Annotated in this window: 19 protein-coding genes; 4 read left to right on the top strand and 15 right to left on the bottom strand. The window is 70.8% G+C overall.

The window, feature by feature from the left end; genetic code table 11:
- Window positions 1–117: 117 nt before the first annotated feature.
- From ACIP63_RS25515 to ACIP63_RS25490, 6 genes are all read right to left on the bottom strand, one after another.
- Entirely contained in the window at window positions 118–948 is an 831-nt protein-coding gene (locus tag ACIP63_RS25515) for a S1 family peptidase (protein ID WP_401519766.1), read from the bottom strand.
- Between the two features lie 128 nt (window positions 949–1076).
- The gene (locus ACIP63_RS25510) at window positions 1077–2624 is read right to left on the bottom strand and encodes an RNA polymerase sigma factor (protein WP_401519764.1); all 1548 of its coding nucleotides are present in this window, start codon (window positions 2622–2624) and stop codon (window positions 1077–1079) included.
- Between the two features lie 323 nt (window positions 2625–2947).
- Window positions 2948–3835: a FadR/GntR family transcriptional regulator gene (locus tag ACIP63_RS25505; RefSeq protein ID WP_401519761.1), complete on the bottom strand. Its 888-nt coding sequence runs from the start codon at window positions 3833–3835 to the stop codon at window positions 2948–2950.
- Between the two features lie 160 nt (window positions 3836–3995).
- Window positions 3996–5756 (bottom strand): ATP-binding cassette domain-containing protein, encoded by a 1761-nt coding sequence (locus ACIP63_RS25500; RefSeq protein ID WP_401519758.1) that lies wholly within the window; start codon window positions 5754–5756, stop codon window positions 3996–3998.
- A 133-nt stretch (window positions 5757–5889) separates the two neighbouring features.
- Entirely contained in the window at window positions 5890–6654 is a 765-nt protein-coding gene (locus ACIP63_RS25495) for an NUDIX hydrolase (protein WP_401519755.1), read from the bottom strand.
- 130 nt (window positions 6655–6784) lie between these two features.
- Window positions 6785–8134: a DUF4192 domain-containing protein gene (locus ACIP63_RS25490; protein WP_401519752.1), complete on the bottom strand. Its 1350-nt coding sequence runs from the start codon at window positions 8132–8134 to the stop codon at window positions 6785–6787.
- Between the two features lie 124 nt (window positions 8135–8258).
- On the opposite strand from ACIP63_RS25490, the gene ACIP63_RS25485 reads away from it, so the two are divergent.
- Together ACIP63_RS25485 and ACIP63_RS25480 are read left to right on the top strand one after the other, a co-directional pair.
- Window positions 8259–10430, top strand: a complete 2172-nt coding sequence (locus tag ACIP63_RS25485; protein WP_401519749.1) for a RecQ family ATP-dependent DNA helicase — start codon at window positions 8259–8261, stop codon at window positions 10428–10430.
- Between the two features lie 216 nt (window positions 10431–10646).
- Entirely contained in the window at window positions 10647–11279 is a 633-nt protein-coding gene (locus ACIP63_RS25480) for a hypothetical protein (protein WP_401519746.1), read from the top strand.
- A 62-nt stretch (window positions 11280–11341) separates the two neighbouring features.
- On the opposite strand, the gene ACIP63_RS25475 is transcribed toward ACIP63_RS25480, so the two are convergent.
- From ACIP63_RS25475 to ACIP63_RS25450, 6 genes are all read right to left on the bottom strand, one after another.
- Window positions 11342–11980 (bottom strand): hypothetical protein, encoded by a 639-nt coding sequence (locus tag ACIP63_RS25475; RefSeq protein ID WP_401519743.1) that lies wholly within the window; start codon window positions 11978–11980, stop codon window positions 11342–11344.
- A 58-nt stretch (window positions 11981–12038) separates the two neighbouring features.
- Entirely contained in the window at window positions 12039–12749 is a 711-nt protein-coding gene (locus ACIP63_RS25470) for a ribonuclease HII (protein ID WP_401519740.1), read from the bottom strand.
- A 482-nt stretch (window positions 12750–13231) separates the two neighbouring features.
- Window positions 13232–15049 (bottom strand): DUF4153 domain-containing protein, encoded by a 1818-nt coding sequence (locus tag ACIP63_RS25465; RefSeq protein WP_401519737.1) that lies wholly within the window; start codon window positions 15047–15049, stop codon window positions 13232–13234.
- Between the two features lie 245 nt (window positions 15050–15294).
- Window positions 15295–16206 (bottom strand): ADP-ribosylglycohydrolase family protein, encoded by a 912-nt coding sequence (locus tag ACIP63_RS25460; protein WP_401519734.1) that lies wholly within the window; start codon window positions 16204–16206, stop codon window positions 15295–15297.
- Window positions 16207–16218: 12 nt separating this feature from the next.
- Window positions 16219–16878 carry a histidine phosphatase family protein gene (locus ACIP63_RS25455; protein WP_401519732.1) on the bottom strand — a complete coding sequence of 220 codons (660 nt, stop codon included), beginning with the start codon at window positions 16876–16878 and terminating at the stop codon, window positions 16219–16221.
- A gap of 92 nt (window positions 16879–16970) precedes the next feature.
- Window positions 16971–17576 carry a YdbC family protein gene (locus ACIP63_RS25450; RefSeq protein WP_401519729.1) on the bottom strand — a complete coding sequence of 202 codons (606 nt, stop codon included), beginning with the start codon at window positions 17574–17576 and terminating at the stop codon, window positions 16971–16973.
- Window positions 17577–17778: 202 nt separating this feature from the next.
- On the opposite strand from ACIP63_RS25450, the gene ACIP63_RS25445 reads away from it, so the two are divergent.
- Window positions 17779–18312, top strand: coding sequence for a TerD family protein (locus tag ACIP63_RS25445; RefSeq protein ID WP_401519726.1), 534 nt, complete (start codon window positions 17779–17781; stop codon window positions 18310–18312).
- A 129-nt stretch (window positions 18313–18441) separates the two neighbouring features.
- On the opposite strand, the gene ACIP63_RS25440 is transcribed toward ACIP63_RS25445, so the two are convergent.
- Together ACIP63_RS25440 and nrdR are read right to left on the bottom strand one after the other, a co-directional pair.
- Complete coding sequence (locus ACIP63_RS25440; RefSeq protein WP_401519723.1) at window positions 18442–21351, bottom strand: vitamin B12-dependent ribonucleotide reductase; 2910 nt, start codon at window positions 21349–21351, stop codon at window positions 18442–18444.
- Window positions 21352–21507: 156 nt separating this feature from the next.
- Complete coding sequence (nrdR, locus tag ACIP63_RS25435) at window positions 21508–22023, bottom strand: transcriptional regulator NrdR (protein ID WP_401519720.1); 516 nt, start codon at window positions 22021–22023, stop codon at window positions 21508–21510.
- Window positions 22024–22556: 533 nt separating this feature from the next.
- Between nrdR and lexA the strand changes: the two genes are divergently transcribed.
- Entirely contained in the window at window positions 22557–23354 is a 798-nt protein-coding gene (gene lexA, locus ACIP63_RS25430) for a transcriptional repressor LexA (protein WP_104789571.1), read from the top strand.
- Between the two features lie 69 nt (window positions 23355–23423).
- Here the strand turns inward: lexA and ACIP63_RS25425 are convergent, their stop codons facing one another.
- Complete coding sequence (locus ACIP63_RS25425; protein ID WP_401519715.1) at window positions 23424–25391, bottom strand: ATP-dependent DNA helicase; 1968 nt, start codon at window positions 25389–25391, stop codon at window positions 23424–23426.
- Window positions 25392–25432 lie beyond the last annotated feature (41 nt).

Raw genomic sequence — 25432 nt, 5'->3', positions numbered from 1 at the left:
CTCCGACGCGATGTGGCGGTGACCGTGGTGGTGCGGTCTGCGCGGTTCGGTGCGGTCCGGTCTGCGCGGTTCAGTGCGGTCCGCTTTGCGGTTTCAGTGCGGTCCGGTTTGCGCGGTTCAGCTCCGGTCGGCCATCCACCGGATCGCCGCGGACACCCGGGTGTACACCCCGGGGCTGCCGGGGCTCCCGCAGCCGCTGCCCCACGAGACCAGCCCGATGAGGCGCCCACGGGCCACCAGCGGGCCTCCGCTGTCCCCCTGGCAGGCATCCCGCCCCCCGGCCCTGTCACCGGCGCAGAGCATCGATGAGGCGTCGTACGCGCCCTGCGTGCCGCCTGGGTAAGCGCGGGCGCAGTCGGTGTCCGCCAGCACCCGCACCGTGGCCGCGCGCAGCCCTGAGGCGTAGGCGCCGTACCCGGTGGTGTCCCCCCAGCCGTACACGGTGGCCTCGGTGCCCGGCTCGTACGCCGCGTTCCCGGCCCCGGCCATCGGGATGACGCTGCCCTTGGGCAACGTCCCGGCCAGGGTGAGGACCGCCAGGTCGGCGGCGTTCGTGTGCGGGTCGTACCCCGGATTGACCCACGTCGATCGCACGGGGATCTCCTGGCCGCCCGGCCCGCTCAGCTCGTCCCGTCCGGCGATGACCCGCAGATCCCGGACCTCCGGGACGGCGGCCCCCAGGACGTCCTCCCTGAGGCAGTGCGCCGCCGTGAGCACCTTGGTGGGTGCGACCGCCACTCCCCCGCAGAACTGGCCCGCGCGGGTTCCTCCGAACCGGTCACGGCTCGACAGGGCCACGGTCCACGGGCTGTCCGCGACGGCCACCGGCCTCCCGCCCACGATGATGCTGTCCGCCGCGGCGGGCGCCGGAGGGCCGAGGGGTATCAGCGCCGCCGCGACCGCAAGGGCGAACGCGGCGGGAAGGACACGGACGAGAAGGCGGGGCATGGAGACTCCTGACGCCGAGGTGAACAGTGCCCACTCAGCGTCATCCGCCCCGGTGCCGACCGCATGCGCACATGGCCGGGGCCCGGAACCTCTTCAGGTTCCGGGCCCCGGCCATGTGTGTCCGCGATCTAGTCGAGGTAGTCGCGCAGGACCTGCGAACGCGACGGGTGGCGCAGCTTCGACATTGTCTTGGACTCGATCTGGCGGATGCGCTCACGCGTCACGCCGTAGACCTTGCCGATCTCGTCCAGCGTCTTCGGCTGGCCGTCGGTGAGACCGAAACGCATCGAGACGACGCCCGCCTCACGCTCGGAGAGCGTGTCGAGCACGGAGTGCAGCTGCTCCTGGAGCAGCGTGAAGCTCACCGCGTCCGCCGGCACGACCGCCTCGGAGTCCTCGATCAGGTCTCCGAACTCGCTGTCCCCGTCCTCACCCAGCGGGGTGTGGAGGGAGATCGGCTCGCGACCGTACTTCTGGACCTCGATGACCTTTTCGGGGGTCATGTCGAGCTCCTTGGCCAGCTCCTCCGGGGTGGGCTCACGGCCCAGGTCCTGGAGCATCTGGCGCTGCACCCGCGCGAGCTTGTTGATGACCTCGACCATGTGCACCGGGATACGGATGGTGCGGGCCTGGTCGGCCATGGCGCGGGTGATCGCCTGGCGGATCCACCACGTGGCGTACGTGGAGAACTTGTAACCCTTGGTGTAGTCGAACTTCTCGACCGCGCGGATCAGACCGAGGTTGCCCTCCTGGATGAGGTCCAGGAACAGCATGCCGCGACCGGTGTAGCGCTTGGCCAGCGAGACCACGAGGCGGAGGTTGGCCTCCAGCAGGTGGTTCTTGGCGCGGCGGCCGTCCTCGGCGATGATCTCCAGCTCGCGCTTGAGCTTCGGCGCGAGCTTGTCGGAGTTCGCGAGCTTGTCCTCGGCGAAGAGGCCGGCCTCGATGCGCTTGGCGAGCTCGACCTCCTGCTCGGCGTTGAGGAGGGGGACCTTGCCGATCTGCTTCAGGTAGTCCTTGACCGGGTCGGCCGTGGCGCCGGCGACGGCCACCTGCTGCGCAGGCGCGTCGTCCTCGTCGTCGTCGGAGAGGACGAAGCCCTTGTTCTCGCCCTCGCCCTCCTCTTCCTCACCCTTGCCGGCCTTGACTTCCTCGACCGCCTCGTCACCGTCGAGGAGCTCGTCGTCCTGCTTGCCGGACTTCTTGGCGGCGGTCTTCTTGACCGCGGTCTTCTTCGCGGCGGTCTTCTTGGCAACCGTCTTCTTGGCTGCCGTCTTCTTCGCAGGAGCGGCAACGGCAATGTCGTCGGCCGCCACATCCGCGCTCTCGGCCGCCGGGGCGGCAGATGCCGCGACGGTCCGCGTCACGGCGGTCTTGGCCGCGACAGTCTTGGTGGCGGTGCGCTTGACCGGGCTCTTCGCTGCGACGCTCTTGCGGGCGCGCTTAGGCGACTCCGCGGCACTGACCATCAGCGTCACACCCTCTTCCTCGAGGATCTGGTTGAGGCTGCGCAGAACATTCTTCCACTGGGTTGGCGGAATCTGGTCAGCCTCGAAGGCCCGACGCACGTCATCGCCGGCGATCTGCCCATCAGCCTTTCCCCGCTCGATGAGCGCCATCACAGACTCGGACTCGGCGATCTCCGGCGGGAGCGTACGGGATGTGCTGGCCGACACGAACAACCTCTCGGAACGATGGAAACGGCTTCCGGCCCGGCCCTGGAGAGGGCTGGAACCGACGACCGTCGGCTGGGGATGTCGCCGACGGCGCGGGCTTGGCCTCAGAACTGCACAGCGCACTGCGTGGCTGCTGTATTCCTTCCGCGGCGGTCACCTCTTAAGTCATCGCACTGTTTCGAGGAGTGTTACGCCCAATTCGCGTGGCCCCAGTCACACCTCATTCGCGACAAACAGACCCAGAGGTCACATCTCCGCTCGAACCTGCCGCCGAACCGCCTGGGCCCGGCAGCACATGGTCCGCATACCCCGGCCTGGCGCGTTCAGTGCTCGCGAGGCGCGGGAACCACTCGCTCGCCATCGGTGTGGCCGACCAGCAGCTGTCGCATGGCGGCCTCGGCGCCGGCGGAATCGCCCGACGCGAGGGCTTCCACGATCCGTGCGTGGTGCCCCAGGGACGCCTCGGCGGGCCGGTCACAGCCCGTGACGGGCCCGCCCGAGACGTGCAGGGCCGCCGACACGATCCCGGAGAGGTGTTCGAGCATGCGGTTGCCCGCCGCCTGGATCAGCAGGGCGTGGAACTCCGCGTCGGCCCTGGAGAACGTGATGGCGTCTCCCTGCCCCATCGCGTGCCCCATGATCTCGATCATGTCGCCGAGGCGCTGCTGAATGTCCTCGCGCCCGTGACCGGCGGCCAGCCGGGCGGCCAGCGGCTCGATGGTCCAGCGGAGGTCCTCCAGTTCGCGGCGCTGGTCATCACGCTGCGGGCCGAAGGCGCGCCATTCGATGATGTCGGGGTCCAGCAGGTTCCAGTCGCTCACGGGGCGGACCCGCGTGCCCACGTTGGGCCGGGCGCTCACCAGGCCCTTGGCCTCGAGAACGCGCAGGGACTCCCTCACCACGGTGCGGGACACCTCGAATCGCTGGCCGATCTCCTCCGGGACGAGCGGCCGGTCGGCACCGAGGTCACCGGAAACGATCATCTGGCCCAGCTGCTGGACCAGTTGGCCGTGAAGTCCACGGCCGCGACTGGCCGCGCCGCGTCGGCTCGCCCGCCCCAGTTCGGATTCGGCACCACCCCAGGAACGGAGGGCGGCGCGCTCGCCGGCCGGCGCCTCCGTGTACGGGTAGCGGTCGAGTTCGCCCGGACCGGCGAGGCCGGAGTCGGCGGAGCGGGCGGCGGTCATCATGGTGTGCGCAAGGGTACTCACGCATCCTTTGTCGGCGCGGCTCACCCGCCCCTTGAGGTCTTTGCTGAAAAGCACACGAAAGGGTGATCGGCACCCGCCTCTCAATTGACGCGTTATCGGTAGAAATCGCATCTTTTCAGGAGAGTTGCCTGTAAGTAGCCGCAGGCGTCGGGCCAAACGATCACCAACGAGCTCTCCCTCGAAGGCTGGTGAACACATACGCGCAGATCAAGGCAGACAACGACAGGGAAAGCGCCAGCCCCACGGGTTGGGCCACGACCCGCACCGCGGCCATGGCCCAGCGGTCCGTCTCGTACGGCCACTGCGCCCAGCCCAGTTCACGCAGCCGGCCCGGCAGTCCTGTGATCGAACGCGCGGACGGTCCCGAGAGAAGCCTCTGCATCAGCGGCACCACGAGGACCGGGACCGCCAGTACGGCAGCGACTCCGGCGGCGGTCAGCCGGAACACCCCCGCCCCGAGCAGCCCCGCCCAGGCGCACCCGACCGACAGGCCCGCCCAACTGGCGGCGAGCTGCGGCGCGTTTGCCGGCACGGTCACCAAGTCGCCGCCGTAGACGAGGCGCAGGGCTTCGGCGTCCGCCAGTACGGAGAGCAGGGCGAGGAGCAGCGCGACGCCCGCCGAGACCACCAGCTTGGCCACCAGGAGCCCGAGACGGCGCGGGACCGTCCCCCGCCCGGCCGCGAGCGCCGGGTAGCGGTACTCGTCGCCGAAGGAGAGGGCGCCCAGCAGCCCGGCCGCGAACGCGGCCGGCGGAAGCGGCAGCAGGTCAGGCCAGGCCACCAGCAGATCCGGCAGGGGCGTCCTCCCGGAGCGGGCCAGCAGCACGGAGAGGGCCGCCGACACGAGCAGAACGGCCGCCATGATCAGGACGGTTGTCCTGACGCCGAAGAGGCGGCGCAGCTCGTACCGCATGGGCCGGAGCGGACCGCGGGCCGGACGCACGGGGATCGGGGGCGGCAGCTTCGAGACCGCCACGGCCGAGGCGGGACCCGGCAGGACGGCCCTCACCTGGCCGCCGCCCGGCCCTCGGCCCGGGGCGGCCACCGGGCCCGCGTCCCCGGTCTCGTCGGCGAGTTGATGGAGGGGGAGACCGTGCCGGTACGCCGTGTCCCCGACCTCCGCGCAGCTGCTGCCGTACACCGAGAGCCGGCTGCCGTCCTCGGCGACCACCTCGACGGAGCGCTGGGCGGCGCGGGCTTCGCGGCTCACCACTGCGGCCAGCCGGGCCGCGTGCGGCGTCCGCACGGCGACCCGGGGCCGCAGACGGGTGCGGGAGAAGTCGGCGACCGCCTGATCGGCGACGAGGCGCCCCTCGTCGATGGTGACCACGCGGTCGGCCGCGCGAGCGGCCTCCTTCGGATCGCCGGTCGTGTGCAGGACCGTGCCGCCCTCGGCCGCGTGTGCGCGGAGCAGACCGTGGAGCCAGCTCCTCTCGCGCGGCGAAAGGCCTTTGGTGGGCTCGTCCAGTACGAGCGTATGGGGGTCGCCGAGCAGCGCCGAGGCAAGACCGAGCCGCCGGTCCATGCCGGCCGAGAGGGTTCCGATGCGCTGGTCCCCCAACCCTGCGAGGCCGACGACTTCGAGCAGCTCGTCCGCCCGGGAGGCGGGAACTCCCGCTGCGGCACAGAGCATGCGGAGCTGGCCGCGCGCGGTGCGCGCAGGGTGCCCCGGCACGTCCCCGAGCAGCACCCCGACCTCGCGGGCGGGATGACCGATGCGGTGCAGCGGGCGGCCCTTGAAGTAGGTGACGCCCCTGCCCGCTTCGAGTTCGAGCATCAGCCGGAGGGCGGTGGTCTTGCCGGAGCCAGGTGCGCCGAGGAGTGCGGTGACGCTGCCGGGCGGGGCTTCGAAGGTCAGGTCGTCCACGAAGGGTGGACGGTCGCGGTGGGGGGCGCTGGTGAGTCCGATGGCCTGGAGCATCGCTTCTCTCGCTGAGGGTGAGACCGCTCGGCGGCAGGGTGGATTACCCCAGCAAGATAACGCGACATTTCAGACTTTTTGCGCACCGGTGCTTCTATGGCGTTCCGCACGTGCGCGCGGCGCGGGCCCCCGCTCAGACTTCCGGCCTCAGCATCGGAGGATTGAGCACGGTCGCCGCACCGGCCCTGAACAGTTGGGCGGGCCGGCCCCCCTGGCGCGTGGTCGTGCCGCCGGACGGCACCAGGAAGCCGGGCGTGCCCGTGACCTTGCGATGGAAGTTCCGGGGGTCCAGGACGACACCCCACACCGCCTCGTACACCCTGCGCAGCTCCCCGACCGTGAACTCCGGCGGGCAGAACGCCGTGGCCAGTGAGGAGTACTCGATCTTCGAACGGGCCCGCTCCACACCGTCGTCGAGGATCCTCGCATGATCGAAGGCCAGCGGCGCTGACTGCTCGCCGTCGCGGGCGAAGCCGCCCCCCGGCCCGAGCAGGTCCTCGACCGGTGCCCAGCGGGCGCTGTTCGCGTCCCCGCCCGCACGAGGAGCCGGGAGGTCGGGCGCGAGCGCGAGGTGCGCGACGCTGACGACCCTCATCCGGGGGTCGCGCCCCGGGTCGCCGTAGGTGGCGAGCTGCTCGAGATGGGCGCCGTTCCCGAGGTCGGGGGCGGCCGGATCGTGAGCACAGAGCCCGGTCTCCTCGACGAGTTCACGCGCCGCCGCGGCAGCGAGGTCCTCATCGGCCCTGACGAATCCGCCGGGTAGTGCCCACCGCCCCCGGAACGGCGATTCGCCACGGCGTACCACCAACGCGCAGAGGGCGTGACGTCGCACCGTGAGGACAACCAGGTCGACGGTGACAGCGAAGGGCGGGAAGGTCGACGGGTCGTAGGGCGGCATGCGCAAATCATAGTCGTCTTCCTGACGATAAACACTCCCTTCGTGACATCGGTTCCGCGCCCGGCTCCCTGTTGCCTCCCCCGGTGGCCGGTCCGGCAGAGGGCTTCCGTCCACCCTCACGGCATGTCCCTCAGTCGCGGCTCCTGGCACCACGCTGACCCAGCCGCCGGGTGGTGTCACGGGCCCGGCCCCGGCTCACGGACGAGCCCGGACGGGAGGCGACGCCTGGCGCCGGCCGCTCCGTCGCCCTCCGTTTGCGCCTCACGGCCGGAGTGCGCGGGGGCCGGGACTCGGTCCTTCGCTCCGGACGGCGCCCGCTGCCGCGTTCCTGCGGGGCGCCGGCGCCTCCGCTCTCGCGCAGCGTGCGCTCCCCACGGAGACAGCGACGCAGCGTCTCCGGATCCAGTCCTTGATTGCACGCCTGGTGCAGCAGCTGGGCGAAGGTGTAGTCGGGGTCCGCGCGCAGAGCGAGCCCGAGTGCCACCCTGGCGCCCGCCTCGTCGCCGGTGGACCACGAGACCCAGCCGGCCAGCGTGAGCGGCGCCGCGGCGTGTTCCACGTACGGCCCGACACACCGGCGGGCGAGAGCGCGCCACAGCCGGAGTGCCGTCTCCGCCTCGGGACCCTCCATCCACTCGGCGGCCCGGTCCCTGGTCTCGCGGTCCTGGAGGCCCAGAATCAGCGCCGCCGCCTCGTCGGGCGCGATCAGGACGTCGTCACCGCCGTCCGTCCCCGCAGGGCCGGAGGGCGGTGCGTTCCCCATGCGATCCATGAGGTCCCGCGCGAGCGCGAGAGTCTCCCGCGCCACCTCCCCGCGCCCGTCGGCGTCGAGGATGCGGGAGACCAGGACGGCACCCGCCGAGTCCAGGGCCCGCTCCTGCTCCTGTGCCGCCGCGGAGTCCCACGGCACGAGGCGCGCCTCCATGTCCCGCAGCGACCCACGCACCTGGACACCGGCGTACGCGGCTGCGGCCGCCATCACCGTGGTCCCCGGGAGCGCCAGCGGATTGCCCTCGGGCGGACAGCAGCGGTCGTCGGGGCAGCAGTAGGACCAGTAGCGGCCGTCGGAGATGCAGAGCGCTTCGAGGACGGGAACGTCGAGCGCCCCGCAGGCCGTACGCAGGCGCTGGGCGAGCGGCCTCAGCCGCTCCATGGTCTGCGGTGCGCTCTCTCCCTCCGCCGGGTCCTGGCAGAGGAAGACGACAATCGCGTCAGGGCGGGATTCGCGCCTCTCGCTTCCCGCGATCAGGCATCGCGCCAGCTGGTCGGCGACCGGCGCCCACTCCTCCGGTTCCCGCGGGATGCCCAGCCTGAGCCGGCCGCCGAAGCGGCCCCGGCCGCCGTGCAGGGCCACCATGACCACGCTGTCGTTCGGATGGAAACCCATCAGGTACGGAAGGGCGTCGGCGAGTTCGGCGGGACCCCGCAGGGTGACCTGCTGAGCCTCGGACGGTCCGGTGGTTTCGTCGTGCTTGTTCATGGCACGACCGTCCCGCGGGCCGCGGATTTCCGCGACCCCTGTGGATAACTTTGTCCACAGGGCTTTGTCCACAGGCACGGACCACCGTTCGCGGTTTGTCGTAGGCATCGGGTTGCATGGGGGCATGACCAACGCAGACCGCGCAGACCTCAGGGCCTCGGCCGACTCCGTACTCGCCCGTCTGGTCGGGGACGCCACCGGCACCGCCCGGCTGCGCGAGGACCAGTGGCGGGCCATCGAGGCCCTCGTCGCCGACCGGCGCAGAGCCCTGGTCGTCCAGCGGACCGGGTGGGGCAAGTCCGCGGTGTATTTCGTGGCGACATCGCTGCTGCGGGCCCAGGGCAGCGGGCCGACGGTCATCGTCTCGCCCCTGCTCGCCCTCATGCGCAACCAGGTGGCGGCGGCGGCCAGGGCCGGTATCACCGCCCGCACGATCAACTCCTCCAACACCGAGGAGTGGGACACCGTCCAGGCGGAGGTGGCGGCGGGCGAGGTGGACGTGCTGCTGGTCAGTCCCGAGCGGCTCAACAACCCCGATTTCCGGGACCAGGTGCTGCCGCGCCTCTCCGCGGCCACGGGTCTGCTGGTGGTCGACGAGGCGCACTGCATCTCCGACTGGGGCCATGACTTCCGGCCGGACTACCGAAGGCTGCGGACCATGCTCGCCGATCTTCCGGCGGGCGTTCCCGTGCTCGCCACGACGGCCACCGCCAACGCACGCGTGACCGCGGACGTCGCGGAGCAGCTCGGCACGGGGGCGGGCACGGACGCGCTGGTGCTGCGGGGCGCCCTGGACCGGGAGAGCCTCAGCCTCGGGGTGCTCCAACTGCCCAACGCGGCGCACCGTCTGGCCTGGCTGGGCGACCATCTCGGGGAGCTGCCGGGCTCGGGCATCATCTACACGCTCACGGTCGCGGCCGCCGAGGAGATCACGGCCTACCTCCGCCAGTGCGGACACACGATCGTGTCGTACACCGGCCGGACGGAGAACGCCGACCGGCAGCAGGCCGAGGACGACCTCCTGGCCAACCGGGTCAAGGCGCTGGTGGCCACGTCCGCGCTGGGCATGGGGTTCGACAAGCCCGACCTCGGCTTCGTCGTGCACGTGGGGTCGCCGTCCTCGCCCATCGCCTACTACCAGCAGGTCGGGCGCGCGGGGCGTGGGGTCGAGCACGCCGAGGTCCTGCTGCTGCCGGGCAGGGAGGACGAGGCCATCTGGCAGTACTTCGCCTCGGTCGCCTTCCCGCCGGAGGAGCAGGTCCGCCGGACCCTCGACGTCCTCGCCCAGGCCGGCCGGCCCCTGTCGCTGCCCGCCATGGAACCGCTGGTCGACCTGCGGCGCACCCGTCTCGAGACGATGCTCAAGGTGCTGGACGTCGACGGCGCGGTGAAGCGGGTGAAGGGCGGCTGGATCTCCACGGGCGAACCGTGGGTGTACGACGCCGAGCGCTACGCCTGGGTCGCGCGGCAGCGGTCGGCCGAGCAGCAGGCGATGCGCGACTACGCGTCGGGGACCGGATGCCGCATGGAGTTCCTCCGGCGCCAACTGGACGACGAGGAGGCCGCGCCGTGCGGGCGCTGTGACAACTGCGCGGGTGCGCGGTTCGACGACAAGGTCTCCACCGCCGCCCTCGACGGGGCGCGCGGCGAGCTCGGCAGGCCGGGTGTGGAGGTGGAGCCGCGCAAGATGTGGCCCACGGGGCTCTCCGCGGTGGGGATCGATCTCAAGGGCCGCATCCCCGCCGGCGAACTGGCCCTCCCCGGCCGCGCGCTCGGCAGGCTCTCGGACATCGGCTGGGGCAACAGACTCCGTCCGCTGCTGGCGGCGCAGGCACAGGACTCCCCGGTCCCCGACGACGTGTCGAGCGCGGTCGTCACGGTGATCACCGACTGGGCGAAAGGCCCCGGCGGCTGGGCCTCCGGAGCCCCGGACGCGGCACCCCGGCCGGTCGGGGTCGTCACGGTCGCCTCACGCCGCAGGCCCCAGCTGGTCCACTCACTCGGCAGCCGTATCGCCGAGGTCGGCCGGATGCCCCTGCTGGGCACGGTCACCTACGCTCCGGGCAGCGAGGACCTGCGCATGTCCCAGACCAACAGCGCGCAGCGGGTGAGGGCGTTGCACGAGGCCCTCGTCGTGGAGCCCGCGCTGGCGGAGTCGCTCGCGTCCGCGGGAGGACCCGTCCTGCTCGTGGACGATCTCTCCGACACCGGGTGGACCCTCGCCGTCGCGGCGCGGCTGCTCCGGCGCGCGGGGGCGGAGGGAGTGTTTCCGCTGGTCCTCGCAGTCCAGGCCTGACGATTGGCTTCGTTCGTCGCCGAACGGGCAGGGATATCTGTGTCATTCCGTCAGATACCAGTCAGCCGCGCCAATTGCTCGTTGCCGCCTGCCGATGCGACAGGAAGAATTGGAATCGCTCCCCGCACGGTCTCTTCGCGGGCCCGGAAGGGCTGTGCCGCGGCGCGCCCTCACTCGACCCTGCCCGCACCGTGGGCGCGTAGCGAAGGGAGGACCGTGACCTTCGGATTCGCTCCGTCCGCAGCCACTTCACTGTCGGCGTCCGCGGGCTCCGTCAACCACGTCGCCAGGATGCTCGAACCGGCCGAGTGGGCCGCGGCGGGCATACCTCTGCTGCGCAGTCCGCGTGAGGTCGTCAGCGGCCTCCACGCCCGGCACCGGCCGACTCCGGCCACTGCCGTCGTCGCCGTCCTCGATCATGAGGAACGGCTCACGGCGAGCGCCTCGTTCGCCCGGCGGTCCACCGTGGCCACGGACGGCTGGGAGTTCCGCAACGCCCTCCTGGCGCACCTGCGCCGGGTGATCCCGCACGATCTGCGCCGCCGCACCCCGGTGCGTACCGCCGTGCTGCTCTACTGCCGTGAGGGCGACGAGCGTTGGACGGAGGAGGACGGGGCGTGGATGTGGGGGCTCAGGGACGCCTGCACGCTGCACGGCCTCCGTTGCGGGGCCTACATCACTCTGACGCGTGGAGGCTGGCAGGTCCTCGGTGAGGGCCGGGGCGGCCGCAGGCCGACGCTGCTGTCGACGCCGTCGGCGCTGGCGGACGCCTCCGCCGACCAGGAGCCCGGTCCGCTCCGCACCGGGGGCGGTGCGGCCGAGGCACTGCTGCGGAGCGCCGCCCGTTGAGTTGAAACGGGACGTGGGTCCCGGCCGCCCTCTCGGACGGCCGGGACCCACGGACGTACGCCTCAGACTCCCGCGCCGAGTGCGGAGTTGACCTGCTGCGGGTCTCCGCACACGATCAGCAGCGCGCCGGCGCGCTCCCGCACGCCGGACAGCTCCCGGGCAGCCGCGTCGTCGAGGTCACCGTTGACCGCGACGACGACGACGGGACGGTTGGTGTAACGGCCGGCGTCGGCCGTGCGGGCGAAGAAGACGTCGTCACCCGCGTCGTGCTGGGCCCAGTACCTGGCTTCTCCGAAGGAGAGTTCGTGCGCGGCCCAGGGGTGCGGTTCGCCGGTGGTGAGCACCAGGATGTCGCCAGGTGCCCGCCCGGAGTCGAGCAGCAGGTCGACGGCCTCGTCGGCGGCGTCGACCGCACCGCCGGCCGGGGCCGGGATCAGCTGGAACTGTGCTGCCGGACGTTCCTCGGACAGCTTCTGCCCGGCAGGGGCCGGCGCAGCGGGTGAGGCGGTTGCGGGGTGCGGGCGCTGCGCCGGGGGCGCGGGCCTCGCGGGACCACGGCCCGGGCTTCCGGGACGCGGTGTGGCCGCGGAACGCGGGCCGGGTACGGGACGGGGGGTCGGCGCGGTACGGCCGGCGGCCGGAGTGACGCGGGGACCCTGGGCGCTCTCGGGAATCTGAGGCTCCTCGGGGATGAGAGGCATGAATGGTTGTCTTTCGCAGCCGACGCGAACACGTCGGCGGTGGGGTGCGCCTGTGCGATCAGAAGTCGAAGCCGAGCTGGCCCCCGCTTTCCAGTGCCGCCGCCTCGGCGGAGAATCGGACCTTCTTCAGGTGCTGCCATCTGGGCAGCGCGTCGAGGTAGGCCCAGCTGAGGCGATGGTGAGGCGTAGGTCCCCGCTCCTCCAGCGCGGCCCGGTGTACCGGTGACGGATAACCGGCGTTCGCGCCGAAGGCGAAGTCTGCGTACTCCCCGGTGTCCGCGCCCAGTTCGGCCATCATCGTGTCCCGGTGGACCTTGGCGATCACCGAGGCCGCGGCCACGGCGATGCAGGACTGGTCGCCCTTGATCACGGTACGGACGTTCCAGGGCGTTCCGAGGTAGTCGTGCTTGCCGTCGAGTATCACGGCGTCCGGCCGCACGGGCAGAGCGTCCAGCGCCCTGACGGCCGCGAGACGGAGCGCCGCGGTCATGCCGAGGTCGTCGATCTCCAGTGGTGACGCCTGCCCCAGTCCGTAGGCAGTGACCCATTTCTGGAGCAACGGGGCGAGTTCCGCCCGGCGCTTGGGACTGATCAGCTTGGAGTCGGTGAGTCCCTCAGGGGCTCTACGGAGACCGGTGACGGCCGCGCACACGGTGACGGGGCCGGCCCACGCTCCGCGTCCGACCTCGTCGACACCGGCGACGGTCCTGGCACCGGACGTAGCGCGCAGTGAGCGCTCGACGGTGTGCGTGGGTGGTTCGTACGGCATGGCGCCTGCCAGGTTACGCCGATGGGCACGGCAAGAACACCCCGGGGCACCGTGCAGCGCTTCGGCACGTGTCCGGCCATGTCCGGAACACCCCGTGCGGTGCGCGACGAGGGCCGGCGGCGGGGCCGGGAGCGGAGGAGCGGCCGCACGTACAGGCCGGTCGCGCAGGGTGGCACACCTACAGCGATCTTCACTTCCGCACATTCCGCTGCGAACATCCTCGGCGCCCGGCCGCGTCACCACTCACGACATCTGAACGGGGCTGGAGCCGCCCCATGCTCCACTGTCGACCAGGCCGCCTCACAGGAGAACTGCGCAAACGCGAACATCATCCCCTGGCACACCGGAGCGAAAGGTGCCCCGGGAGCGGCACGCACGACACACACGGCACTGCGACGTGCGCCGACGCGTCACCTGCCTCACCGGCACGGGCGCGCTCCCCGAACACCCCTGCCGCGACCAGGTGTTCGGGGCGGACATACTCAGTACGGGTCGTAGGAGTCCTCCTCCTCGTACGCGTCCCGCTCGTCGGTCTCCGTCCCGAGGCCGCGGCAGTCGGCCCCACGGTCCTGTACGGGATGTTCCTCCAGGATGTCCCGGGCCCTGACCTCTCCCCAGCTGGAGGCGTACCACGGGGTGTCCAGGAGGGCGAGGTCGCGCTGGTACTTCTCCAGCACACAGGACCGCAGAGGTTCCGGCAGCCCGTCCAGGGCCGGTACGGCGTCCGCGGAGAGCCCTTCGAGGTATTCGAGGTCGATCGTCCTGTGGCTGCCGTACCGCTCGACGTTCTGTTCGGCGATCAGTCCGTCGGGCGAGAGCAGGCCGAAGGCGAGCACGCCGACGGCCGCACTCGCGGCGACCGCACGCGGCAGCAGCCTGGCGCCGAAGACTCCGGCCGCGAGGATGAGGACCAGCACCACTCCGAGCCAGAGCTCCACAGCAGCCACGGAGATCCGCAGCCGGGTCAGCCCGAAGGCGTCCACGTAGAGGTCCATGCGGCGCAGGGCCGAGGCCACGACTACGAGCGTCAGCACGCACAGTGCGCCGAGGACGCTCCGGACCAGGACCCGGTCGCGCGGTCCGCCCCGCGGGGCCCAGCGCAGGGCGAGGGCGATGACGAGCAGGGTCAGCACGGTCGCCCAGAGGAGCTGCCAGAAGCCCTGCCGGGCGTACTCGGCGGGCAGCAGGCCGGTCTCGTCGAGCACCTTGTCGTACCCGCCGAGCAGGACGACGAGCTGAAGCGTGATGAACGCGGCGAAGAGCAGATTGAGCACGATCAGGGGAAGCGCCCACTCCGCCCTGTTCCTGGCCTTTCCCGGCCGTACGGTGATCCCGTCCCAGCGCACCGGCGCCGCAGCGCTGTACGCGGCGGCGAGTGCTCCGACGAGGCCGAGTGCGAAGAGGAAGAGCCGCCAGGGGCTGTCACCGACGGACACGTCGGGGGTGAGGCTGCCCAGGAGGTCGGCGAAGGCGGCGTCCGCGGAGGCGAAGAGCGCGCCGAACACGACGAGCAGGACCACCGCCACCGCCGTGCTGCGCACCACGGTGCGCACCCGCCCCCGGGAGTCGTCCGCTCGGTCACGTACCCCGTGCCACCCCCATCGCACACCGGCCGCGACCGAGGGGAACAGCCCCAGCGAACCGAGCAGCACGCCCGGCCAGCTGCGGCTTCCGTGCAGGGCGAGCGAGCCGAGGGCGAGCGCCGACACCACGGCGAGGAAGACCGGCCACCCCGCTTCCCGGAGCGCCGGAATCGCCAGCAGCGCCAGGCCGCCCACCGCCCACACCGCGGTCCAGGGTCGCAGCCTGCGTCCCGCCGAGCGTGCGGCGAAGAACGCCCCCAGGGCGGCGGGCACGGCCACGATCAGCAGGTTGGGCCCGAGGCCGTCACCGAGCAGCAGGGCGCTGAGCAGGCCCGTGGCGAGGACCGCCCAGAGCGTGGCGGGCCCGATCGCGCGCGGGGACGGAGGCCTCAGCCGCGACAGCACGCCGACCGGCTGATGCCGTCCGGGGCGCCGCCAGACGTCCGCCGGGGACGGCGGCTGGAGATAGGAGGGCACCTTCGGCACATCGGGGCCCGCCTGCTGCGGCGGCACCTGCGTGGAAGCCCTCGCAGGCTTGCCCGCCACGTCGGCCCGTCCGGGACTCCCGGGCGCCGTGCGGGGCGCCTCGCTCCCCGCCCCGGACGCGCCGGAGCCGCCGGCCGCAACGGATTCCGCCGCGTCGCCGGACTCCGGTGACGCCTCGGACCGGCTGGACGCATCGGACCGGCTGGACGCTTCGGACGACTGATCGGACATCGGACCCCTCCCCCCACCGGGGCCCGCTCGCGCCGCCACATCGCGGCGCGCCTGCCCCGGCATCTCCAGGCGCACGCCCACCAAGATCGATGAGGGCGGCGTGGCCGAAAGAGTAAGTCGCGCCCGGCCGGTTCAACCGTTCGGGGCCGCTGCTGTGGCAGGACCGTGACAGTAGGAGTGACATGCCGTGGCGTGAAGGGGGCACGCCGGCCGCGAAAGCCGCTGAGCGCACATCCCGCGTTCGGTCAGCGGCGCGCCGGAGCGAGGGGCATCCAGTCGGGCAGCTGTTCCGTCCGGGCCAGCCAGTCGGCCGGAGGGGTGCCGCCGGGCCGAGCGGCGACGATCCCGCCGACGATGGCGCAGGTGGTGTCCACGTCGCCGCCTGCCTGTGCCGTCACCCAGAAGGCCTCTTCGAAGTCACCGAGGCTCCGGGCCGCCGACCAGAGGGCGAAGGGCACGGTGTCGTGCGCACTCGTACGGCGGCCGTTGCCGAGCACTGCCGCGACCGTCCCGGCGTCCCGGTAGTCGAGCATGTCGCGCGCCCTGCGCAGCCCGGCGCCGACAGCGCTGCGCGGGACGAGGGCGACGACGCCGTCGATCAGGTCCTCCGGTGTCGGCGGCCCTCCCGGCGCGGCGACGAGGGCGGCGGCCGCCGCGACGGCCATGGCCCCCACGACGGCTTCGCGGTGCTGATGGGTGGTGTACGAGGAGATCTCGGCCTGGTGGGTGGCCTGCTCCGGATCGTCCGCGTACCAGGCGCCGAGCGGTGCGATACGCATCGCCGAACCGTTCCCCCAGGAGCCCTGGCCCTGGAAGAGCGCCGATGCCAGCTCCCGCCAGTCGCCGCCTTCCCTCACCAGCCTGAGCAGCCTGTTCACCGCGGGCCCGTAGCCCCGGTCGAAGTCGTGGTGCCGGGCGAAGGAGTGGGCGAGCTCGTCCTGGTCGACGCGTTCGTGCGCGGCCAGCACGGCGAGCACGGAGCAGGCCATCTCGGTGTCGTCGGTCCACTGCCAGTCGCCGGGCGGCAGGTCGCGGCTCTTGAGCAGGGGGTAATGGGCCGGGACGAAGAACTGGGAGCCGAGGGCATCTCCCACGGACAGTCCACGCAGGCTGGCCAGAGCGCGTTCGAAACGTTCGGAAGCGGAGTCAGCGGTCATCGCTCTGCCACTCTAACCGGTGATGCCGTACGGCTCAGGGGTGCGCCACCGCTGAAAGGGCCGGTCGAGCGTATAGCGGCCGCCCTCACCCAGCAGCAGCGTCCTGGATTCGCCGTTCCCGGGATTGGACAGTGACTCGAATTCGGCGACCGACCAGTGGAACCAGCGCATGCAGAAGAGCCTCATGGTCAGCCCATGGGTGACCAGCAGGACGTTCGGCGGGTGCCCGGGGTCCTCGAAGCTGCGGTGGAGGCTCTCCAGGAACGCGTCGACCCGGTCGTACACGTCGGCGCCGGACTCGCCCTGCGCGAAGCGGTAGAAGAAGTGCCCGTACGCGTCCCGGTATGACTTCTGGAGCCTGACGTCGTCACGGTCCTGCCAGTTGCCCCAGTCCTGCTCGCGCAGCCGGGGCTCCTCCCTGACACGCACGTGCTCCAGTTCGAGGCCGAAGGCCCGGAACGTCTCGTGGGTGCGCCGGTAGGGCGAGATGTAGACGCTGACACGCTCGTCGCCGAACGTCTCACGCAGCCGGGAGCCCGCCGCCTCTGCCTGACGCAGCCCTCTCGCCGTGAGCCTGAGCGCGTGGTCGGGTTCACGTTCGTAGACCGTGTCGTCGGCATTGCCCTCGGACTCACCGTGCCGGACGAGAACGATGCGTTGCGGTCGTGCCATGTACCGACCCTAGATGCCGTCCGGCCCGATCGAGCAATTGTGCGGGCTCCATCGGGCGTATGTGACCAAGGAAACGGCCGTACGGGGCCGGGTCAGACCGTCCACGAGGGTTCGAGCTGCACCACGTCACCCGTCAGCGACTCGACGTCCCGCTCGGTCTCCGCCCGTGCCGAGAGCCGGGCGACGCTCTCCGGCCGGTACTTGCCGCGTTCGGCGCTCGACTGCCACATCGACAGCACCAGGAACTCGTGCCCCGGGGCCTGGCCGAAGACTCCCCGCAGCATCCCGGGAGAACCCGCCATGGCCGGGTTCCACACCCGCTGCTGCATGAGCGCGAAATGGTCGACGCGGTCCTCGTGCACCTGGCTGTGCGCGACCCTGACCACATCCGCGTCGGTGAAGTCCGGCACGAATCCGGTCTTCACGTCGAAGCGGTACTCGAAGAGCTTGACCTGCATGTCCTTGTACATGCCGGACTGTGCGGCGGCCAGCCGGTCGTGCCCGCGGGCCATGAAGGAGTCGTAGAAGACCCGGTTCTCCCAGAACGCGAACACATGGGCGACTTCGGGCTGCCCTCGGCTCCACCCGCCGCTCTGACTCCGGAATCCCGGCTCACCGAGCAGCGCCGCCCACTTCCGCTGCCCCCGCTCGAAACCGCGGCGGTCCACCACGGTGCAGCGAATCCACTTGACCAGCACCGCGCCATCGTACGGCGCTCGGCGTGGCGCGGGTCACGCTCCGGGGCGGCAAGGGCCCGTCGGCACCGGCAACGCACAACTCCGGCCACACGATGGCCCGAATACGACGCCCGTTTGCAACGCGGTTGGTTCCACGGACAGTTACGGACATGATCTGAGGAGGCAAGCGGTCCGTCGGTCCAGCAGCGAGGAGGCACGTCCGATGAGCACTCCCAACAAGGACATAGAGAAGGTCGAGGTGAGGGTCAAATGGGACCCCAGCGACTTCGGTGAGCCCGCCAACGACCTCGACATCATCGCGGCCACCTACGGGGCGGAAGCGCCCTACGGCAGTCCCGTCTATCTCGTGCACTTCGACAGCAGGTCACCGGACGGGACGATCACGCTGAACCGGGACAGCCGGACGGGACAGGGCTTCGGCTTCGACGAGGTCATGACCCTCGAACTGGACCGGCTGTCGGACGCGTACGCCAGGGTGGTGGTCGGCGTGGCCATCCAGCAGCGCGACGGACACAAGACCTTCGGTCAGATAGAGCACACGGCCGTACAGATCCGCGAGGGCTACACGAACCTGGCGGAGGACGACTTCTCCGCGGTGCCGGCAGCCACCGCGGCTGTCGTCGCGGAATTCGTCCGGGACACCTCCGGGGCCTGGGGCTTCCACGGCTCCGTCCGCGGGTTCGACGGCGATCCCGGCTCGTTCGCCACGGAGATGGGGAACCGCCCGGGCGCATGACCGGGTCCCGCTCGCCACGGCCGGCAGCCCGAAGGGGACCGGCCACCGGCCGGTCCCCCTCGTGAGCTGCTGGTCAGCTGCCCGGGCGGACCGCACCGGACATCCCGTCCGGTACGGCTCCGCTCACCCTCAGCTGCAGCCGCTGGTCGAGCCGCAGCCCTCGCAGATGTAGCAGGACCCGGCGCGCTGCATCTTCGTACCGCACGAGAAGCACAGCGGCGCGTCCGCGCTGATGCCGAGCTGCATCTCGACCAGTTCGGCCGAGGTGTGCGCGGTCCTGGGGGCCGGCTTCTCCGCGGCGCTCTCCTCGGGCGACGCGACGGCCTTCAGCGGCTCCACGTGCACAGGAGCGGACTGGGCCAGGCTCTCCGGGTCGAGGTCGCCCTCCCCGAAAGCGGGCTCGTACGAACCGGTGTCCAGGTGACGCTGACGCTCCTCGGCCGAGTGGATGCCGAGAGCGGAGCGCGTCTCGAAGGGCAGGAAGTCGAGCGCCAGGCGGCGGAAGATGTAGTCGACGATCGACTGCGCCATCCGCACGTCCGGGTCGTCCGTCATACCGGCCGGCTCGAAGCGCATGTTGGTGAACTTGGAGACGTAGGTCTCCAGCGGCACGCCGTACTGCAGACCGACCGAGACCGCGATCGAGAAGGCGTCCATCATGCCCGCGAGGGTGGAACCCTGCTTGGACATCTTCAGGAAGACCTCACCGAGACCGTCGTCCGGGTAGGAGTTGGCGGTCATGTAACCCTCGGCTCCGCCCACCGTGAAGGAGGTGGTGATGCCGGGACGGCCCTTGGGCAGACGCTTGCGGACCGGGCGGTACTCGACGACCTTCTCGACCGCGGCACGGATGGTGTCCTCGGTCTTCGCGGTCACGTCGTCCTTCTTCTCCTCCCACTTCTTGGTGGAGAGGGGCTGGCCGACCTTGCAGTTGTCGCGGTAGATCGCGAGCGCCTTGACGCCCATCTTCCACGCCTCGAAGTAGACCTCCTCGACGTCCTCGACGGTGGCCGTCTCCGGCAGGTTCACCGTCTTGGACAGCGCGCCGGAGATCCACGGCTGGATGGCCGCCATCATCCGGACGTGGCCCATGGCCGAGATGGAACGCTCACCCATCGCGCAGTCGAAGACCTCGTAGTGCTCGGTCTTGAGACCGGGGGCGTCGATCACGTTGCCGTTGTCGGCGATGTGGGCGACGATCGCCTCGATCTGCTCCGGCTGGTAGCCGAGACGGCGCAGGGCCTGCGGGACCGTGCCGTTGACGATCTGCATCGAGCCGCCGCCGACGAGCTTCTTGAACTTGACCAGGGCGAGGTCGGGCTCGAGGCCGGTGGTGTCGCAGGACATCGCGAGACCGATGGTGCCGGTCGGGGCGATGACCGACGCCTGGGCGTTGCGGAAGCCGTTCTTCGCGCCCAGGCGGAGCACGTCCTGCCAGGCCTCCGTGGCGGCGGCCCAGACCGGCGAGTCCAGGTCGTCGGCGTGGACGGCCACGGCGTTGGCGTCCGAGTGCTGCTTCATGACGCGCTGGTGCGGCTCGGCGTTGCGGGCGTAGCCGTCGTACGGGCCGACGACCGCGGCGAGCTCGGCGGAGCGCCGGTAGGACGTACCGGTCATCAGCGAGGTGATCGCGCCGGCGAGCGCACGGCCGCCGTCGCTGTCGTACGCGTGCCCGGTGGCCATCAGCAGGGCGCCCAGGTTGGCGTAGCCGATGCCCAGCTGGCGGTAGGCGCGGGTGTTCTCGCCGATCTTCTGGGTCGGGAAGTCCGCGAAGCAGATCGAGATGTCCATCGCGGTGATGACCAGCTCGACGACCTTGGCGAAGCGCTCGGCCTGGAAGGACTGGTGGCCCTCACCGTCGTCCTTGAGGAACTTCATCAGGTTCAGCGAGGCGAGGTTGCACGAGGTGTTGTCCAGGTGCATGTACTCGCTGCAGGGGTTCGAGCCGTTGATCCGGCCGGACTCCGGGCAGGTGTGCCACTGGTTGATGGTGTCGTCGTACTGGATGCCCGGGTCGGCGCAGGCCCAGGCCGCCTCGGCCATCTTGCGGAAGAGGGACTTGGCCTCGACCTCTTCGATGACGTCACCGGTCATACGGGCGCGCAGGCCGAACTTCCCGCCGGACTCGACGGCCTTCATGAACTCGTCGTTCACGCGGACCGAGTTGTTGGCGTTCTGGTACTGGACGGACGTGATGTCGTCGCCACCCAGGTCCATGTCGAAGCCCGCGTCGCGCAGGGCGCGGATCTTCTCCTCCTCCTTCACCTTGGTCTCGATGAAGTTCTCGATGTCGGGGTGGTCGACATCGAGGATGACCATCTTGGCCGCGCGGCGCGTGGCGCCACCCGACTTGATCGTTCCCGCGGAGGCGTCGGCACCCCGCATGAAGGAGACCGGGCCGGAGGCGTTGCCGCCGGAGGAGAGCAGCTCCTTGGAGGAGCGGATGCGGGACAGGTTCAGGCCGGCACCGGAGCCGCCCTTGAAGATCATGCCCTCTTCCTTGTACCAGTCGAGGATCGACTCCATGGAGTCGTCGACGGCCAGGATGAAGCAGGCCGAGACCTGCTGCGGCTGGGGCGTTCCGACGTTGAACCAGACCGGGGAGTTGAAGCTGAAGATCTGGTGCAGGAGGGCGTACGCCAGCTCGTGCTCGAAGATCTCGGCGTCGGCGGGAGAGGCGAAGTAGTTGTAGTCCTCGCCGGCCTTCCGGTACGTCTTCACGATCCGGTCGATCAGCTGTCGCAGACCGGTCTCGCGCTGCGGCGTGCCGACAGCACCCCGGAAGTACTTGCTGGTGACGATGTTGACCGCGTTCACCGACCAGAAGTCGGGGAACTCGACGCCACGCTGCTCGAAGTTGATCGAGCCGTCGCGCCAGTTGGTCATGACGACGTCACGGCGCTCCCACGCGACCTCGTCGTACGGATGCACGCCGGGAGTCGTGTGGATGCGCTCGATGCGCAGGCCCTGCTTGGTCGCAGTCGACTTGGTTCCCTTGGTGCGGGAACCTCGTGCCGGGCCGCTCGCCGTCTCTGTCATGCCGCCTCCCATATGTGGGCAAAAACGCCCTGAAGTGCCCAGTTCTTCCCAGGGCACAGTGTGTGTCTGATGCTCCTGACGCCACGCGGGGCGTCTCGGAACAGGTCTGGTGCCGCCTGCCGCCGGCTCCGCCGCCCCTGGCGGCCGGCTCGGTGATCAATCAGCGGCGACTGCGGCGGGCGCGGGGACCTCGAGGGTCTCGCCGCTCCCGCATTGCTCTGCGCGGGGCCGCTCTTCACGGAGCTCCGTGATCGCGGTCTCGAAGTCTTCGAGGGAGTTGAACGCCCGGTACACCGATGCGAAACGCAGGTACGCGACGAGGTCGAGCTCCTGCAAGGGACCGAGTATGGCCAGACCCACGTCGTGCGTCGTCAGCTCGGCGCTCCCCGTGGCCCGCACGGCTTCCTCGACCCGCTGGCCGAGCTTCGCCAGTGCGTCCTCGGTGACGGGCCGGCCCTGGCATGCCTTGCGGACCCCCGAGATGACCTTGGTGCGGCTGAAGGGCTCGGTCACGCCACTGCGCTTGACCACCATCAGCGAGCAGGTCTCCACCGTCGTGAAGCGACGGGAGCAGTCGGGGCACTGACGGCGCCGTCGGATCGACGTCCCGTCGTCCGTCGTGCGACTGTCCACGACCCGACTGTCGGGGTGCCTGCAGAAGGGGCAGTGCATGTCTCCGAACCCTCCCTCACAGCACGACTGAATAGCCCTCCGTGCCCTGTTCAGGGCCCCTGAGGACAGTCACCAGCATAGGCGATGAACTCGACCCCGGCGGACCGGGGACCACTACTTATGGGCGGCGACAGCAAGGCGACCACTACATCTAGGGTTTTGCTCCACCTTCACCCCCGCGCGTGTCGCGCTCCCCCGAGGCCGGGTGGCAGCCTACGGCCCGGCACGAGGGTACGGGAAACGCACACACGCCCGGGCTGCGGGGGCCGTCCGGCAGGCAGCCCGGGACGAGCCCCGGAGGGCCCACCGCGGCACGCCGGGGACCCACCCCCGCGCACGGGAACGGACCGGCGGAACGCTAGCGTGGCTCCCGGGAACCGCGCACGATTCCGGTCCGCCGCATTCAGCTCATACACCTCTCGGCAAGCGCGCGACAGCCCTTTATTTGTTTTTCACTCGAACGTGTGTTTGGCGCAACCTTTCGAAAGCTACTACCGTTGCCTAACTAGGGAGACCATTCGAGAGGGGCCGACGTGACCACCACCGCAGACAGTGCCACCATCACTGCCCAGGACCACCGCTCCCAGAGCCGACTTGAGCCGGTGCATGCCATGAATGACTCAGTCATGAACGCGGAGGGGCCGGAGCCCACACGCCCCGCACGCTCCTTGCCCGGCCGACCTCCTGGAATCCGGGCGGACAGCTCCGGGCTCACTGACCGGCAGCGGCGTGTGATCGAGGTGATCCGGGATTCCGTGCAGCGGCGGGGCTATCCCCCGTCGATGCGCGAGATCGGCCAGGCGGTGGGGCTCTCGAGCACCTCGTCCGTCGCCCACCAGCTGATGGCTCTGGAGCGCAAGGGCTTCCTGCGCCGCGACCCTCACCGGCCGCGCGCCTACGAGGTCCGGGGCTCGGACCAGCCCAGCACCCAGCCGACCGACACCACCGGGAAGCCCGCGGCGTCGTACGTGCCGCTGGTCGGCCGGATCGCCGCCGGCGGGCCGATCCTCGCCGAGGAGTCCGTCGAGGACGTCTTCCCGCTCCCCCGCCAGCTCGTCGGTGACGGCGAGCTCTTCGTGCTGAAGGTCGTCGGTGACTCGATGATCGAGGCGGCGATCATGGACGGGGACTGGGTCACGGTCCGGCGCCAGCCGGTCGCGGAGAACGGCGACATCGTGGCAGCCATGCTGGACGGCGAGGCCACGGTCAAGCGGTTCAAGCGCGAGGACGGCCATGTATGGCTGCTCCCGCACAACTCCGCCTACCAGCCGATCCCCGGTGACGAGGCGACGATCCTGGGCAAGGTCGTGGCGGTGCTGCGGCGGGTGTGAGTTCCGCCGGTTCGGACTGGGCCCCGGGATCCCTGCGCCGATCCCGGGGCCCTGGCGCGTCCGCGGTGCTCACTGAGCGGTCTTGGCCGCCGCGTCGATGGCCGCGAGCGAGCGCCGCGCCTGGTTGCGGTCCGTGGTGTACCAGAAGTCGGGCAGCGAGGCGCGGAGATAGCTCCCGTACCGCGCGTTGGCCAGCCGGGGGTCCAGCACCGCGACCACGCCCTTGTCGCCCATGGCCCGCACGAGCCGGCCCGCGCCCTGTGCCATCAGCAGCGCCGCATGGGTCGCCGCCACCGCCATGAACCCGTTGCCGCCCGCGTCCTCGACCGCCTTCTGCCGGGCGCTCATCAGCGGGTCGTCCGGCCGGGGGAACGGAATCCGGTCCATGATCACGAGCTGACAGCTCGGACCGGGGACATCGACGCCCTGCCAGAGGGACAGCGTCCCGAACAGGCACGTCTCGGGGTCCGCCGCGAAATTCTTGATCAGCTCGCCGAGTGTCTCCTCGCCCTGCAGCAGGATCGGCTTGTCCTGCCTGCCACGCAGCTCCTCGGCTGCGGCCTGGGCCGCCCGCATGGACGAGAACAGGCCCAGGGTGCGGCCGCCCGCCGCCTCCACCAGCTCCGCGAGCTCGTCGAGCATGTCGGTGCGGGAGCCCTCCCGGCCGGGCGTGGCCAGGTGCCGGGCGACGTACAGAATGCCCTGCTTCGGGTAGTCGAAGGGCGAGCCGACGTCGAGCCCCTTCCACTGCGGGATGTCGTCACCCGCCGTGCCCTCGGGCGCGAGACCGAGTGAGGCCCCCACTCCGTTGAAATCGCCGCCGAGCTTGAGGGTGGCCGAGGTCAGCACCACCGAGCGGTCGGCGAACAGCTTCTCCCTCAGCAGCCCGGACACGGACAGCGGCGCGACCCGCACCGACGCCCCGAAGCGGTCATGGCGCTCGTACCAGACGACGTCGTACTCGGAGCCCTGGGTGATGCGCTCCGCGACACTGTGGATGGACTCGACCGACGCCATGGCCTGCTTGCGTACCGCGTCCTCGTCCTGGACGTTCTTGTCGCGGGTCCCCCCGAGAGCGGAGATCACCGTACGCGCGGCGTCACGCAGGGCCATCAGTGCGTAGCCGAGGTCTTCGGGCACCTCTTCGAGGCGTCCGGGGAGCGCCAGCTCCATGACCCGCTCGAATCCCTCGGACGCGGTCAGCAGGGCGTCGGCCGCCTTCTCGTTGACCAGCTTCGCCGCTCGGCGCACCGCCCTGTTGACCTGGCCAGGGGTGAGCTCACCGGTGGCGACCCCGGTGACCCGGGAGACCAGCTCATGGGCCTCGTCGACGATGAGCACCTCGTGCTTGGGGAGCACCGGGGCGCCTTCGATGGCGTCGATCGCGAGCAGGGCGTGGTTCGTGACGACGACATCGGCGAGCTTGGCCCTCTCCCTGGCCGCCTCAGCGAAGCACTCGGCGCCGTACGCGCACTTGGTGGCGCCGAGGCACTCGCGCGAGGAGACGGAGATCTGGGACCAGGCGCGGTCCGAGACACCCGGCGTCAGGTCGTCCCGGTCGCCGGTCTCCGTCTCGTCCGACCAGTCCCGCAGACGCAGCAGGTCCTGGCCCAGCTTGCTCGACGGCGCCGCCGCTTCGAACTGGTCGAAGAGCCCTTCCTCCTCGTCCTGCGGTGCCCCTTCGTGGAGCCGGTGCAGACAGAGGTAGTTCGACCGGCCCTTGAGCATCGCGAACTGAGGCCGACGGCGCAGCAGCGGGTGCAGCGCGTCGACCGTACGCGGAAGGTCCCGCTCCACCAGCTGGCGCTGGAGGGCCAGGGTCGCCGTGGCCACCACGACCCGCTCGCCGTGGGCCAGTGCAGGCACCAGGTAGCCGAGGGACTTGCCCGTGCCGGTGCCGGCCTGGACGAGCAGGTGGGCGTTGTCGTCGACAGCCTCGGCGACGGCCTCGGCCATGGAGACCTGGCCGGGGCGTTCCGTACCGCCGACGGCGGTGACGGCGGCGTGGAGGAGCTCGGGGAGAGATGGCTTCGTCATAGCCCGTCCACCCTACGGCGCCCCACTGACACCATCGATCG

This window comes from Streptomyces sp. NPDC088746, assembly GCF_044751065.1.
Taxonomy (GTDB): Bacteria; Actinomycetota; Actinomycetes; order Streptomycetales; family Streptomycetaceae; genus Streptomyces.
This window is presented reverse-complemented; position numbering and strand designations above follow the sequence as displayed.